The organism is Arthrobacter sp. Y3221157, assembly GCF_059089865.1.
The window spans coordinates 1-13,830 of the sequence record NZ_JBNHFD010000098.1 but is presented as its reverse complement, the minus strand read 5'-3'; the positions used below and the strand labels follow the sequence as shown (position 1 = coordinate 13,830).

Genomic DNA, 13,830 nt, shown 5'->3' with positions numbered 1-13,830 from the left:
GGTGCCGGCGCCGGCGCCTGGCTCGCCTGGGGGGCGGTGGGGGCGGGCGGGGTGTTGCGGCTGGAACCGTTGAGCAGGTTGCCGGGCGGTGCCGGGAACGGCTCCGTGCCATAGGCGGGAGCGATGCGGGACATGAAGTTGGAGAACATGGGCCCCGCGATCATGTAACCGTCAATGCCCTTGTAGAACTTCCCGTTTACGGTGATGTTCTGGCCCGGCCGGTTCTGGGCGCCCAGCGGATCACCAAACCAGGCCGCGGTGGCCAGGCCGGTGGTGTGGCCAACAACCCACGTCGATTCATTCATGTTTGACGTACCGGTCTTGGCGCCGATGGGGAAGTTGGTCCGGGTGGAGATCCGGGGCTGGATCAGCGAGCCGGAACCACGGTTGAGGACTTCCTGGAGCGCGTAGTTGACGCCGCGCGCAACCTCAGGCTTGACGGCGTCCCGGCAGCTGCTGGACTGTGCCGGCAGCTGCTTGCCCGTTGCGTCAGTGACGGAGGTGATGGCGATGGCCTCGCAGAACTTGCCGTCGTTCGCGAAGGTGGCGAAGGCGCTGGCCATGGTCAGCGGGGAGGTCTGCGTGGAGCCGAGCAGGTTGCCCAGGAGGGACATGTTGATCTTCGGGTTCGGGTCCCCGTCAGCGGGCAGGCCGCCGTGCAGGCCCGTGGCGTCCACGATCTTCTGGATGCCGCAGAAGTCCAGCTGGGCCGCCGAAGCGAAGGTCACCGTGTTGATGGAGTTGTAGAGGCCCTCAAGGACGGACAGCGGGCGGTACCACTGCGGCTCGGCGTTCTGCAGGTCATCGGCCGTGCCGAGGCCCTGGTTCTTCTGCGCGGTGCTGTAGCCGCCGGTTACCTTGCCGCAGGTGTGGCGCCAGGGGAAGCTCAGCGGGTAGACGCGCTGGGCCGAATTCACCACGGTGTTCATGGACTTGCCCTCGTTGAGCCATTCGGCGAACGTGAAGGGCTTCATGGTGGAGCCGGGCTGTGCGCCGCCCAGGCCATTGAGGTCGTTGCCGTCCTTGTCCAGCTTGTCCACGTTGAAGTTCACCTGCGAGTCGAAGGAGCCCTCGGCAGGCAGGAAGGTGGTGTTCTGTGCCATCGAAATGATCTTGCCGGAGTTGGGCTGCACGGAAACCATGGCAGCCCCCCACTTGTCCGGGTTGGCGCCGGCGGAGGCGTTGACCTGCTCCTGGGCCGCGGCCTGGGCAGCCGGGTCCAGGGTGGTGGTGATGGTGAGGCCGCCGCCGTAGATGAGGCGCTGGCGCTCCTTGGGGTCCGCGCCGTAGGCAGGATTGTTCTCCAGCAGGTGCAGGACGTAGTCGCAGAAGTAGGGTGCCGTGGAAGCGTAAGCGCAGCCCTGGCGGGCGGGGGTCACTTTGGTTTCCACGGGAGTGGCCACCGCGGCATCGTAATCGGCCTGCGTGATCCTGCCCTGGTCCAGCATGAGTCCCAGCACCAGGTCGCGGCGCTGCTTGGAGCTCTCCGGGTTGTTGATGGGATCGAACGCGGACGGGCTGTTCACGAGCCCGGCCAGCAGTGCGGCCTGGGGGAGCGTGAGGTCCTTGGCGGAGGTGCTGAAGAAGAACCTGGAAGCAGCCTCGATGCCGTAGGCGTCCCGGTTGAAGAACACGATGTTCAGGTAGCCCTCAAGGATCTGCTCCTTGCTGAATTCCTTTTCCAGGGCGATGGCGAGCTTCATTTCGCGGAGCTTGTCGCCCACGCCCTTGTTCACGCCGTTGAGCTTGATCTGGTCCTCGTTGCCTTCGGCCGCGAGGTTGGCGTTCAGGACGTTGTTCACGTACTGCTGCGTGATGGTGGAGGCACCCTGGCGGTTGCCGCGCGCGGTGCTGACCAGCGCGCGGAGAATGCCGGTGGTGTCCACGCCGCCGTGATCATAAAAACGGCTGTCCTCGACGGCGATGACAGCTTCCTTCACGAACGGTGAGATCTGGTCCAGGGCGACCTTGGTGCGGTTCTCCGTGTAGACGTTGGCAATCTCGCTGCCGTCGGCCGCCAGGATCCTGGTGGTCTGGTTCGGCGGGTCAACCTTGAGCTCCGCCGGTAGTGTGTCGAAGAACTCGATGGAACCGCTTGCAGCACTGCCCGAAACTGCGGCCGCGGGGACCAACAGGCCAGCTACCAGGACACCGCAGATCGCACTCACGCCAAGGAAAACTAGGATCTTTCCGAGGGTGGTGGCAGTATCGAATAAGGGGTTCTTACGAGTCGCCATGTTTTCCACTTTACCGGCAAGGACTAGTCTTTCTCTCATGACCAAATGGGAGTACGCGACGATTCCGCTCATTATTCACGCCACAAAGCAGATCCTGGACCAGTGGGGAGAGGACGGCTGGGAGCTCGTCCAGGTTGTCCCCGGCCCCGACGGCAACGGCCTTGTTGCCTACCTGAAGAGGGAGAAGCAGTAGCATGAGCACCCCCGCAGAAGCCCGGTCCGGCGCGGCTACACAGCCCGTTTCCGCCGTCGAGCAGCGCCTCGCAGAACTCGGATTGACCCTTCCCCAGGTGGCTGCCCCCGTGGCCGCCTACGTCCCGGCCATCATCTCCGGCAACCACGTCTACACCTCCGGCCAGCTTCCCTTTATTAACGGCAAACTCGAAGCTACCGGCAAGGTGTCGGGAGGCACCGAGGGTGCCGCGGACGAGCCCACAGTGTCCCCCGAGGACGCCCAGCGCTACGCCGCCGTATGCGCCGTGAACGCACTGGCCGCGGTCAAAAGCGTGATTGGCGACCTGGACCGGATCACCCGCATTGTTAAAGTTGTGGGCTTCGTCTCCTCGGACCCGTCCTTCACCGGGCAGCCGGCTGTCATCAATGGCGCGTCGGAATTGCTGGGCCGCGTCCTCGGTGACGCCGGCCAGCACGCCCGTTCCGCCGTCGGCGTTGCCGTCCTGCCGCTCGACTCGCCGGTTGAAGTCGAACTGATCGCCGAATTCAGCTAGGACCGGTCGCTTCCCTTGCCACAGCTCGCCCGACGCCTTTTTGCACTTCCCCAGGATCTTGAAGGGGCAGCGCAGAGCTGGCTCGAACACGGCGAACGCACCCCGCGCGCCGCGCGCTTTGCCTCCTCCGTGGTCCTGCTGCGGGATTCCCCCACCGGCCTGGAAACCTGGCTGGCCTACCGGCCAGGTTCCTCGCCGCTGGGGGTCCTTGCGTTCCCCGGCGGTTCCCTGGACGCCGCCGACGACGACCCGATCGGCTGGCTGGGCCCGTCACCGCAGTATTGGGCCGAGCAGATGGGGACGGACGACGTCGGGCTTGCACGACGGCACGTGGTGGGTGCCATCCGCGAACTCTTCGAGGAGACGGGCGTGCTGCTGGCCGGTCCGGACAATGCGGGCACCGTCGAAGCCACCTCCACTCCGGAGTGGATGCGCGCCAGGCTTGCGGTGGCCGAGCAGGAAAAGACGCTCGCGCAGGTCCTGGAGAAGCGCGGGCTCTCGCTCCGGACCGACCTGCTGAAATCCCTCGTCAACTGGCGCAGCCCCGACTTCGCGCACCGCAGGTTCGACACCCGCTACTTCGCCGCCACGGTGCCGCTTGGCCAGGAGCCCACGCTGCTGGAAGGCAAGGGAGTCTGGGGCCGGTGGGTGAACGCCGCCAAGGTCATCGAGGAGCGGAACAGCACCATCCTCGGGGAAGAGGTGGGCCAGGAAAACACGGTGGGCCGCACCCTCGGCGAACTGATGGTGCCGGGGTCCGAGATCATGCTTGAGAAGATGGCCGCGGCCAACGGCTGCATCGCCTACCTCAGCTACAAGCGCAAGGCCCACGTGTACCAGCCCACGCTGGTGGTGGAGGACGGCAGGATGCTGCTCGAAGTGGAAGCCGCGAAGACCACGCCCGGCGATCCCCAGCGCGAACGCTGAGTCCCGCGGAACGCTAGATCCTGGGGAGCGCGGAATAGGGGCGGCTGGGCAGCGTCCCGGCTGTCCACGGCCTGATGGAGGGTTCCGGCGGAATTTCGCCCCGGCCGTCGCGGATGACGAGGACTATCGTCCCGGCGATGGCGGCCACGGCGGCCACTCCCAGCAGGATCAACAGGACAAACATAGCCACGGACATTGCCATGCACCTCTGGCTTCCATTTTACCGCCTGTAGTTCCGGCTTGGATGGAGTGTGCGCAGTCCGGGCAGCGAAAAGGCCGCCCCGTGGGGCGGCCTTTTGCTTGGCTTTTGCCTAGCGGGAGCGCTGGCGGAGGCGCTGCATGTCCAGGATGACGACGGCGCGGGCTTCCAGCCGGAGCCAGCCGCGCTGGACGAATTCGGCGAGGGCTTTGTTGACGGTTTCGCGGGAGGCGCCCACCAGCTGGGCCAGCTCTTCCTGCGTGAGTTCGTGGGCTACCAGGACGCCGTCGGTGGCCGGGCGGCCAAAGCGGTCGGCCAGGTCCAGCAGGGCCTTGGCAACGCGGCCCGGAACATCCGAGAAGACGAGGTCGGAGAGGGAGTCGTTGGTGCGGCGCAGGCGGCGGGCCAGGGCCTGCAGCAGCTGGGCCGAAACCTCGGGGCGGGTGCGCAGGAGGTTGTTCAGGCTCTCGTTCTTCAGGCCTGCCAGCCGCGTTTCGGAGACGGCGGTGGCCGTGGCGGTGCGCGGGGAGGGGTCGAACAGGGCCATTTCGCCGAACAGTTCGCCCGGGCCCAGGATCGCGAGGAGGGATTCGCGGCCGTCGGGGGAGGTGCGGCCGAGCTTTACCTTGCCGGAGACGATGAAGTAGAGCTGGTCACCCTGGTCGCCTTCACGGAAGACCGAGGCACCGCGGGAGAGGTCCACCTCGGTGAGCTCGTCCGTCAGCAGCCGGAATGCGTCGTCGTCAAGCGTTGCGAAAAGTGGTGCTCGGCGCAGTACCTCGATGTCCATAAAATCTCCTGAGTAAAAGTATCGGCTGTGGCGCTTTTGCCATTGTTTCAGAATTTTCAAGGTTCTGTGACGAACTTGGCACCCGATCCGCCGTGATGACGGGCTCACTGACTCCGCAGACAACCCCGGAAGATTGTCAGGGAGCGCCATTAGAATGAGGTTTCAACTGTTAATAAGGAGCCCTTCGTGGTCGGCTTGACTGTCCTGGACCTGATCCTGATCCTGGCGCTGCTGTCCTACCTGGTCTACGGCCTGCGCAACGGCTTCCTCGTCACGGCAGGCGGTATCGCCGGTTTCGCCGCCGGTGCGGTAGCCGCATTCTTCGCCGTTCCCCTGGTCAGCGGCTTTGTTGAGGACTCGGGCTGGCGGCTCACCGCCATTGTGGCGGCCGCCGTCGTCCTTGTGGTCCTGGGGCACGGCCTGGGAACCATGGTGGGGCGGCAGATCCGGGGTGCCGTGCGGATCCGGCCGCTGCGTGCGGTGGACCGGGTTGTGGGCGGCGCCGTGAATGTCGTGGTGTCGGCGCTGGTCATGTCCATGCTGGCGTTCAGCATCAGTTCACTGGGTGTCCCGCTGGTGTCCCAGCAGCTGGCCGAATCCAAGGTCATCCGCTTCATCGACGGTCTGACCCCCACGCCCGTCAAGGCCACCATGGCTGAGCTCCGCTCCGCGGTGATCGGCAACGGGATCCCCACCCTCATCGAGGGGCTGGAACAGGGCCCCGCCGTCCCCGTGCCCAACGCGAGCACTGACACGCCTGCCCTCAACCGGGCGGCAGAATCCGTCCTTCGGATCGCCGGGACCGCCTACGAATGCGGCCAAAACCAGACCGGCACCGGCTTCGTAGTCTCCGAGGACCGCGTTGTCACCAACGCGCATGTCGTGGCGGGAGTGTCGCAGCCCGTGGTGGAAATGTCCGACGGCGGCGCGATGCCGGGGCGGGTGGTCTACTTCGACACCAAGCATGACATCGCCGTGCTGGCCGTGGAGGACCTGCCCGCGCAGCCGCTGCCGCTGAGCGCGGATCTCCCTGGCGGCAGCCCGGCCGCGTTCGCAGGCTACCCTCACGGTGGGCCGTTCCAATCCAAGCCGGCCACGGTGCAGGACATCACCACGGTGCTGGTTCCGGACATCTACGGCAGCAACCCCACGCCTGAGGAGATCTACCGGCTGGCGGGCGACGTGCAGCCGGGCAACTCCGGTGGACCGCTGCTCACTACCGACGGCGCGGTGGCCGGCGTGATCTTCGCCAAGGCAACGTCGGATACGGACATGGGGTTTGCCATCACCATGGACGACCTCAACCCGGTGGTCGCGCAGGCCCCTGCGCTGACGGCACCTGTGTCGTCGGGCCAGTGCATCCAGAAGTGACGGTCCCCCGGAGCTGTCCGCCTAGAGGACCTCGGCCAGGTAGTCGATGGCCAGCCGGTACCCGGTAACGCCTGCTCCGACAATCACTGCCGAGCACATGGGGGACAGGTAGGAGTGGTGCCGGAATTCCTCGCGCTGGTGAACGTTGGTGATATGCACCTCGACGGCGGGAAGCTGTACGGCGGCGAGGGCGTCGCGAAGCGCCACGGAAGTGTGCGTGAAGGCGCCGGCATTGATGACGATGCCGGCGGCGTTTTCGCGGGCGGCGTGGATGGTGTCCAGCAGAACGCCCTCATGGTTGGACTGGACGCACTCCACCACAAAGCCGTGGGCCTTCGCGGCCGCCGCGGCCAGGTCTTCCACGTCGGAAAGGGTGGAGGTGCCGTACTTTTCCGGCTCACGGGTGCCCAGCAGGTTGAGGTTGGGGCCGTTGATTACCAGGATGGTGCCGCGGCCGATATCGGTGGCGGAGGAAGGTTCGGTCATGGGTGCCAATCTATCCTTAGGTGACGGGGTGCCGTGCATGCTCCGCACCTGTCACGGTTCCGGCCAGGCGGGTGCAACCCGAAGCTTAGTCTTTTCACCGATTATGCGTTGGGCGTCGGTACCAAGGCCCGCATCGCTGATGACCTCATCCACGTCGTCGAGGGCGGTAATGGAGCTGATACCCAGCATGCCCCACTTGGAGTGGTCGGCCAGGACAACCGTCTTGCGGGCTGCCGCCACGAAGGCGCGGTCTGTCTCCGCTTCCAGAAGGTTGGGCGTGGTGAATCCGGCGTCGGCGTCCATGCCGTGGACGCCGAGGAAAAGAATGTCCAGGTGCAGCTGTTTCAGCGCGCCGGTGGCGATGGGACCCACCAGGGCATCCGAGGGCGTGCGCTCGCCGCCGATCAGGATCACCGTGGACGCGTAGCGCGCCGAACCGGACGACGACGCGTGGTGGAACAGGTCGGCGATCCGCACGGAGTTGGTCACCACCGTGATCCGGGGACCGCCGGCAAGTTCCTTGGCCAGCGCCCACGTGGTGGTACCGGCGCTCAGGCCCACCGCCATCCCTTCCTGCACCAGCGCCGCGGCCTCCACGGCGATGGCCCGTTTCTCCGCGGTCAGCTGCGTGGACTTCTGTTCGAAGCCGGGCTCGTACGTGCTGGCATCGCCCGGGAGCTTGGCCCCGCCGTGAATGCGCTCCAGCTTGCCGCCCTCCTCCAGCTGCTCGATATCGCGCCGCACGGTCATGAGGGACACGCCAAGCTGCTGCGCAAGGTCCGAAACCCGTACCACCCGTTCGCGCTGGACGGCGTCCACAATGGCCTGGTGACGTGCAGCGGGAAGCATCAGGGCGCATCCTTCGGGGCAGGGGACAGGTCTGCTCCCAGCATACGGCGGCGGCGCCTCCCCACCGCTGGGGAAGCGCCGCCGCCGTCGTCCTACTTCCGGAGGCTCGCCGCGATCTGCTGCATGATCGTGGGGTCCGAAAGGGTGGTGGCGTCGCCGGGGTCGCGGCCTTCGGCGACGTCCTTGAGGAGGCGGCGCATTATTTTGCCGGAGCGGGTTTTGGGCAGTTCGGGGACCACAAGGATGTTCTTGGGTTTGGCGATGGGGCCGATTTCCTTGCCGACGTGGTTGCGGAGTTCGGTGATGGTGTCTTCGCCGGTGTCCACGGCGTCGCCGCGGAGGATGACGAACGCGACCACGGCCTGGCCGGTGGTTTCGTCGGCGGCGCCCACGACGGCGGCCTCGGCCACGGCCGGGTGGGAGACCAGGGCGGACTCGATCTCGGTGGTGGAGAGCCGGTGCCCGGAGACGTTCATGACGTCGTCCACGCGGCCCAGGAGCCAGACGTCGCCGTCTTCGTCCTTTTTGGCCCCGTCGCCGGCGAAGTACATGTTCTCGAACCGGGACCAGTAGGTGTCCTTGAACCGTTCGGGGTCGCCCCAGATGCCGCGGAGCATCGCGGGCCAGGGTTCGCGGATGACCAGGAACCCGCCGTGGCCGTTGGGCACGGAGGCGCCGTTTTCGTCCACGACGTCCACGGCGATGCCGGGCAGCGGGACCTGCGCGGAGCCGGGTTTGGCGGCAGTCACGCCGGGCAGCGGGGCGATCATCTGCGCACCGGTTTCGGTCTGCCACCAGGTGTCCACGATGGGTGCCTTGCCGCCGCCGATGACGTCCCGGTACCACATCCAGGCTTCGGGGTTGATGGGTTCGCCCACGGAGCCAAGGACGCGCAGGGAGGTCAGGTCGTACTTGTCCGGGATTTCCCGGCCCCATTTCATGAAGGTGCGGATCGCGGTGGGCGCGGTGTAGAGGATGGACACCTTGTACTTTTCCACGATCTCCCACCACCGGCCCTGGTGCGGGGAGTCCGGGGTGCCCTCGTACATGACCTGGGTGGCGCCGTTGATGAGCGGGGCGTAGGTGACGTAGGAGTGGCCGGTGACCCAGCCGACGTCGGCGGTGCACCAGTACACGTCGGTGTCCGGGTGCAGGTCGAACACGGCCTTGTGGGTGTAGGCGGTCTGGGTGAGGTACCCGCCGGTGGTGTGCAGGATGCCCTTGGGCTTGCCGGTGGTCCCGGAGGTGTAGAGGATGAACAACGGGTGTTCGGAGTCGTGCCCGACGGCGGTGTGCTGGTTCGAGGCGGCGTCCACGGTGTCGGCCCACCAGTGGTCCCTGCCCTCGGTCCAGTCCACGTCCTGGCCGTTGCGCCTGACCACCACCACGTTCTGCACGGTGTGCCCGGGCCTGGACAGCGCCTCGTCCACGGCCGGCTTCAGCGCACTGGGCTTTCCGCGCCGGTAGGTTCCGTCGGCGGTGACCACGAGCTTGGCTTCGGCGTCATCGATCCTGGACCGCAGCGCATCGGCGGAGAACCCGCCGAACACCACCGAATGCACAGCCCCGATCCGGGCGCAGGCCAGCAGTGTGATCACGGCCTCGGGGATCATCGGCAGGTACACGGCCACCCGGTCGCCCTTGGCCACGCCGAGGGATTCGAACGCGTTCGCGGCCTTCTTGACCTCTTCGGTCAGCTCGGCGTAGGTGTAGGAGCGGGTGTCGCCCGGTTCGCCTTCGAAGTGGATGGCCACCCGGTCGCCGCGGCCGTTTTCCACGTGCCGGTCCAGCGCGTTGTAGGCGGCGTTGACTTCCCCGCCTACGAACCACTTCGCGAACGGCGGGTTGGACCAGTCCAGAGCCTCATCGAAGTCCTTGCTCCAGGTCAGCAGTTCCCTGGCCTGCTTCGCCCAGAAACCCGGCCGGTCGGCGTCGGCCTCCCGGTACTCCTCCGCCGTGACGACCGCATTGGCCGCGAACTCCGGTGACGGCGGGAATGTCCGCGTCTCATGGAGCAGGTTTTCGAACGCGTCACCGTGCTGTTCGGAGCCGGCAGGAACGGTGGCCGTGGAGCTTGGAGTGTCCTGGGACATGTGAACCTCATCATTCATCGATCTTCGCTGGCGGCATGATCGCCGGCCGGGCTCCGCCGCATGCACGACATCGGGCACCGGCCCGTCACGGTCATACCGCAAAGAGCTGTTCCGGAATCAAGACTAATGCTTGGCCGCGCAGGTGTGTGTGCCGTGTCACAAGCCAGCCCGCGAGCGGCGTTTATTAAGCGGTGAATGGTCTGCCGCGCGGCCTTTCGGTGGTCCGGGCGGTCCCTTGTCAGCTAGTGATCAGCCCGGCTGTTGACTAGGCTGAAATGGAATTGTGACTTCACCTCGGGCCGCTGGAGCCGGGCGCTACCAGTGCCGGGCAGCAGCGGATCCGGTGTTACGACGGGACGGTACCCGGGCCAGGCCCCGGTACCGCCACGCTAAGGAGAACAGAATGAACCAGCAGAGCTACGGCCAGAAAACAGGCCCCGACACCGCGGCAGGTGCAGGCGCCGAAGGGACCGCCTCCGGGGACGGTCCGCAGGCGGCGGCCGCTGGGAAGGGCAGCCACACAGGCCTTTCCAAGGATGCCAACCAGGCAGTGCTCGGGCCGTTCACCGTGCGGGACCTGGCTGTCTTCGCCGGCACCCTCATCCTGTTCATCGCCTCCCTGCTGCCCATCTTCGGCGGGCGGTACAACCTGTGGAACCTGAACAACCTGTTCTTCCTGGGGTTGGGAATCATCCTTCCCCTGATCACCAGCGCCCTCTTCGCAGCGCGCAGGCTCGCGCCCGCTACAAGGATCCGCATCGGTTCCCTGTCCGTGGACCAGTTCGCCTCCGTGGTGGCCTGCTTCGCCGTTGCCTTCTTCTTCCTGTCCGTGGCAGGCGCTTACGTGCCCAGCCTGCTGGTGGGCCTGATCGGCTCCCTGGTCCTTTTCGCGGCAACGGTGCTGGGCCGCTTCCTGCCGTACCTCAAGGGTGACTTCCAGGGCCGCGCCGAAACGCCTGCCCACGTGGTGGCCCGTGAAGCAGCTGTCCCGGTCCAGAAGCCGCGTGCCCCCAAAGAACCCAAGCCGGAACCTGCGTCCAAGCCGGGCGCGGGGAAGCTGCTCAGTTCCGCCGGCGGCAAGCTCTTCGGCGGCGCGGGTGCCGGATCCTCGGCCGTCCCGCCGCGGTCAGACGACCATGCGCCCGCCACCAACCATGCGCCGGCCACCGCCGCCGTCCCGTCCGTTTCCGCACACCATTCCCCGGCCACCGCGGCCGTGCCCGCCACCGGTCCTGCACCCGCAGGGACCGCCGCGGCAGGCACTCCCGTGTCCACCGCTCCCGAAGTAGCCGACCACACTCCTGACATCGACGCTGGTCCGCCCACCCAGGCGGCCGACGTCGTGCGTCCCGCTGCGCCATCCGGCGAGGACACGCATTTCGGGAAGGTACCGGCCGGATCCGGTTCGTCCGTCACAAACGGTGCGCCTGGCGGACATCACGACGCCGCTGCGCAGCCGGTTGCCTCCGGTGCGGCTGCCTCCGCAGCCCGGAGGTCGTGGGAGCCGCCTGCAGCAACTGCGGTGCACCAGCAGATCCGCCCCGAGGAACCGATCGGGGCAACAGTTGACCCGTCGAGCCGGCACGACCAACTGGACGAGCAGCCCGTCCACGAGGCGTTCTGGTTCGCTGTTGCCCAGCACCGCACCGCCTACGATCCGCGCACGGGGGCGCCGGCCTTCATCATTGAACCGGGTGGCTGGGTCCTTGCCCTCGAAGACCGCGGCCATGAGTTCCTGGTCCAGCACACTGACGGGCGGCTGGGCGTCCTGCGGGACCTCAGCAACATCGAGCGCGGCTAGGTCCCGTGGCCGCGCCCCGTGCCGCAAAGGCCGGCGGAAAGACGGCCCCCGCCGGCCAAACCGCCGGGATGCCGGTGGTTTCCTCCGAGTCGATGCTCGCGCTGAAGCGGCGGGCACGGCGCATCAACAGGGCACTGGCTGAGAAGTACCCCTACGCGCACGCGGAGCTCGATTTCACCAACCCGTTTGAACTGCTGGTGGCCACCGTCCTTTCGGCCCAGACCACCGACGTCACGGTTAACCAAATCACGCCGCTGCTCTTCGCCCGCTACCCGGACGCGCGGGCCATGGCGGAGGCGGACCCGGCCACGCTCGAGGAAATCATCAAGCCAACCGGTTTCTTCCGGGCGAAGTCACGAAACCTCCTGGCGCTGGCCACCAGGCTGGTGGATGAGTACGACGGCGTTGTGCCCGGCCGGATCGAGGACCTGGTCACCCTGCCCGGCGTGGGCCGCAAGACCGCCAACGTGGTGCTCGGAAACGCCTTCGGCATCCCGGGCATCACGGTGGACACCCACTTCGGCCGGCTGGCCCGCAGGTTCGGCTGGACGCAGTCGGAGGATCCCGTGCAGATCGAGTCCGACGTGGCCGAGCTGTTCGAACCGAAGGATTGGACCATGCTCTCGCACCGGGTGGTGTTCCATGGCCGGCGGGTCTGCCATTCCCGGAAACCCGCCTGCGGGGCGTGCCCGGTAGCCAACTGGTGTCCCAGCTACGGCCTGGGTGAGACGGACCCGGCAAAAGCGGCCAAGCTCCTTAAATACGAACTGGCGCCGGGCAGCGAGGACCTGCTGGCAGAGCTGCTGGCCAACACGGAGCGGGCCGCGGAGATCAGGATGGCATCCCGGAAGAAGGCGCCGTGAGTGCCCGGGATGACCTGATCGGCTTGGTCCGCCGGTCCGAATCGGGAGTCGACGCCACACCGGATCCCCGTTGGGCGGCCCTTACCGTGGACGAGGAGCTGGCACGAAAAGCCGCCGTGCTGATGCTTTTCGGCGCGCTGGATGACGTCCCCGCCGCCTCGGGCAAGCCCCTTGCCCCCGCCGACCTCGACGTGCTGCTCCTTGAACGCGCCCACACGCTGGGCTCGCACCCGGGGCAGGTCGCTTTTCCGGGCGGCAGCATCGACGCCGGCGAGTCAGCAGTCGATGCCGCCCTCCGCGAAGCCGAGGAGGAAACCGGGCTCGACGCGGGCGGCGTCGAAGTCCTGGGCACGCTCCAGCAGCTCGGCCTGGCCCACAGCAACTTCCTGGTGACCCCGGTGCTGGGCTGGTGGCGCTCACCCTCGCCGGTCCGGGTGGTGGATTACGCCGAATCAGCCCAGGTCTTCCGGGTACCGGTGCGGGACCTGCTGGATCCCGACAACCGGGTGATGGCTACCGTGCACCGGGCAGGGCGCACGTTCGAAAGCCCCGGATTCACCGTGAACGGTGTCCTGGTGTGGGGTTTTACCGGAATTGTCCTGAGCGGACTTTTCGACCAGCTGGGCTGGTCCGTCCCGTGGGACCGCACCCGCCTTCACAGCCTGGGCGTCTAATTCCAAAAAGTATAGGGAAGCCACGCGCGCCTTTGAGCGCGGCTGCCCGGTCTTGGGGCGGGTCCCCGGCAAAAGCCGGGGAGCCCGGTGCGTGGTGCTTCAGGCCTGCTGCTGCCTCAGGTCCACCACGATGCCTGTCGCCGCGTTTTCCCGCATCGCCTTGATGCCTTCAAGCAGCGTGTTGAGCGACTTGAAGTTGGGCGAAACGGCAACGATGTTGCCTTCCGCATCTGTGAGCCGCAGCCGGTATGACTCGTCTCCTACGCGATGAATTTCGAATCTGCCCGCCATATGTCGGACCTCCCCTGGTATGCGTCGTTGCATCAGCCGTCCCGACCGGTCTGCCTCAGTCGCCGCTATGAACTGTAACGCCCGTCACGCTGCCCGTCGAGCTACTGCCGGGTAGGTTACATTCCCCGACTTGTGGGTACATGTGCCGTCACTTGGCGTGGTCATAGGAGTCCACCACGGCCATGCTGACGGGAAACTCCACCGGAATGGGGCCGAACAGCAGTTCCTTGGCCGCATTGGCAGCGTCCTCGATGGCCCTGGTGCAGGCAGCCACCCGGTCCGCCGGAGCATGGACCATTACTTCGTCATGGAGGAAGAAAACAAGTTCGGCACCCCCGGCACCATCCGCGCGCAAGCCGCGCAGCCGCCGTCGTAATTCCGCGAGCCAGCACGCTGCCCAGTCAGCGGCTGAGCCCTGGACCACGAAGTTCCGCGTGAAGCGGCCGCGGGACCTGGCAAGGGATTCAGCGCGGCGCTGCTCCTCGGCGCCAACAACGGCCCGGTGGATGTCATGGCCGACC

Annotated in this window: 15 protein-coding genes; 7 read left to right on the top strand and 8 right to left on the bottom strand. The window is 66.7% G+C overall.

Annotation, left to right across the window (positions count from 1 at the left end):
- Window positions 1–2,237, bottom strand: a 2,237-nt coding sequence (locus AC5RTT_RS17835) for a transglycosylase domain-containing protein (protein WP_494146310.1), incomplete at its 3' end; no start/stop codon positions are given.
- Window positions 2,238–2,274: 37 nt separating this feature from the next.
- Here AC5RTT_RS17835 and sp36 point away from each other — a divergent pair.
- From sp36 to AC5RTT_RS17820, 3 genes are read left to right on the top strand one after another with little or no spacing between them, the layout of a single operon-like run.
- Window positions 2,275–2,430 carry a Sp36 family protein gene (gene sp36 / locus AC5RTT_RS17830; RefSeq protein WP_009359196.1) on the top strand — a complete coding sequence of 52 codons (156 nt, stop codon included), beginning with the start codon at window positions 2,275–2,277 and terminating at the stop codon, window positions 2,428–2,430.
- 1 nt (window position 2,431) lies between these two features.
- Complete coding sequence (locus AC5RTT_RS17825; RefSeq protein WP_494146309.1) at window positions 2,432–2,965, top strand: RidA family protein; 534 nt, start codon at window positions 2,432–2,434, stop codon at window positions 2,963–2,965.
- 15 nt (window positions 2,966–2,980) lie between these two features.
- Complete coding sequence (locus tag AC5RTT_RS17820) at window positions 2,981–3,892, top strand: NUDIX hydrolase (protein WP_494146308.1); 912 nt, start codon at window positions 2,981–2,983, stop codon at window positions 3,890–3,892.
- Between the two features lie 13 nt (window positions 3,893–3,905).
- On the opposite strand, the gene AC5RTT_RS17815 is transcribed toward AC5RTT_RS17820, so the two are convergent.
- Window positions 3,906–4,082, bottom strand: coding sequence for a hypothetical protein (locus tag AC5RTT_RS17815; protein ID WP_494146312.1), 177 nt, complete (start codon window positions 4,080–4,082; stop codon window positions 3,906–3,908).
- Window positions 4,083–4,203: 121 nt separating this feature from the next.
- Window positions 4,204–4,881, bottom strand: a complete 678-nt coding sequence (locus tag AC5RTT_RS17810; RefSeq protein WP_009359192.1) for a Crp/Fnr family transcriptional regulator — start codon at window positions 4,879–4,881, stop codon at window positions 4,204–4,206.
- 186 nt (window positions 4,882–5,067) lie between these two features.
- Between AC5RTT_RS17810 and AC5RTT_RS17805 the strand changes: the two genes are divergently transcribed.
- The gene (locus tag AC5RTT_RS17805; RefSeq protein ID WP_494146307.1) at window positions 5,068–6,252 is read left to right on the top strand and encodes a MarP family serine protease; all 1,185 of its coding nucleotides are present in this window, start codon (window positions 5,068–5,070) and stop codon (window positions 6,250–6,252) included.
- A gap of 21 nt (window positions 6,253–6,273) precedes the next feature.
- On the opposite strand, the gene aroQ is transcribed toward AC5RTT_RS17805, so the two are convergent.
- The 3 genes from aroQ to acs all read right to left on the bottom strand — a co-directional run bounded on the left by aroQ (window position 6,274) and on the right by acs (window position 9,680).
- Entirely contained in the window at window positions 6,274–6,738 is a 465-nt protein-coding gene (gene aroQ / locus AC5RTT_RS17800; RefSeq protein ID WP_494146306.1) for a type II 3-dehydroquinate dehydratase, read from the bottom strand.
- A 51-nt stretch (window positions 6,739–6,789) separates the two neighbouring features.
- Window positions 6,790–7,587, bottom strand: a complete 798-nt coding sequence (locus AC5RTT_RS17795) for a DeoR/GlpR family DNA-binding transcription regulator (RefSeq protein WP_494146305.1) — start codon at window positions 7,585–7,587, stop codon at window positions 6,790–6,792.
- A gap of 92 nt (window positions 7,588–7,679) precedes the next feature.
- Window positions 7,680–9,680, bottom strand: a complete 2,001-nt coding sequence (gene acs / locus AC5RTT_RS17790; RefSeq protein WP_494051842.1) for an acetate--CoA ligase — start codon at window positions 9,678–9,680, stop codon at window positions 7,680–7,682.
- Between the two features lie 403 nt (window positions 9,681–10,083).
- Between acs and AC5RTT_RS17785 the strand changes: the two genes are divergently transcribed.
- The 3 genes from AC5RTT_RS17785 (at window position 10,084) to AC5RTT_RS17775 (ending at window position 13,018) form a co-directional block, all read left to right on the top strand.
- Window positions 10,084–11,481, top strand: coding sequence for an energy-coupling factor transporter transmembrane component T family protein (locus tag AC5RTT_RS17785; protein ID WP_494146304.1), 1,398 nt, complete (start codon window positions 10,084–10,086; stop codon window positions 11,479–11,481).
- A gap of 68 nt (window positions 11,482–11,549) precedes the next feature.
- Complete coding sequence (nth, locus tag AC5RTT_RS17780; protein ID WP_494146311.1) at window positions 11,550–12,344, top strand: endonuclease III; 795 nt, start codon at window positions 11,550–11,552, stop codon at window positions 12,342–12,344.
- Window positions 12,341–13,018 carry an NUDIX hydrolase gene (locus AC5RTT_RS17775; protein ID WP_494146303.1) on the top strand — a complete coding sequence of 226 codons (678 nt, stop codon included), beginning with the start codon at window positions 12,341–12,343 and terminating at the stop codon, window positions 13,016–13,018. The genes nth and AC5RTT_RS17775 overlap by 4 nt, the downstream gene beginning before the upstream one ends.
- A 99-nt stretch (window positions 13,019–13,117) precedes the next feature.
- On the opposite strand, the gene AC5RTT_RS17770 is transcribed toward AC5RTT_RS17775, so the two are convergent.
- Both AC5RTT_RS17770 and AC5RTT_RS17765 read right to left on the bottom strand, forming a co-directional pair.
- Complete coding sequence (locus AC5RTT_RS17770; RefSeq protein WP_494009947.1) at window positions 13,118–13,309, bottom strand: YegP family protein; 192 nt, start codon at window positions 13,307–13,309, stop codon at window positions 13,118–13,120.
- Between the two features lie 148 nt (window positions 13,310–13,457).
- The coding region (locus tag AC5RTT_RS17765) for a DNA polymerase (RefSeq protein ID WP_494146302.1) at window positions 13,458–13,830 on the bottom strand (373 nt) is incomplete at its 5' end.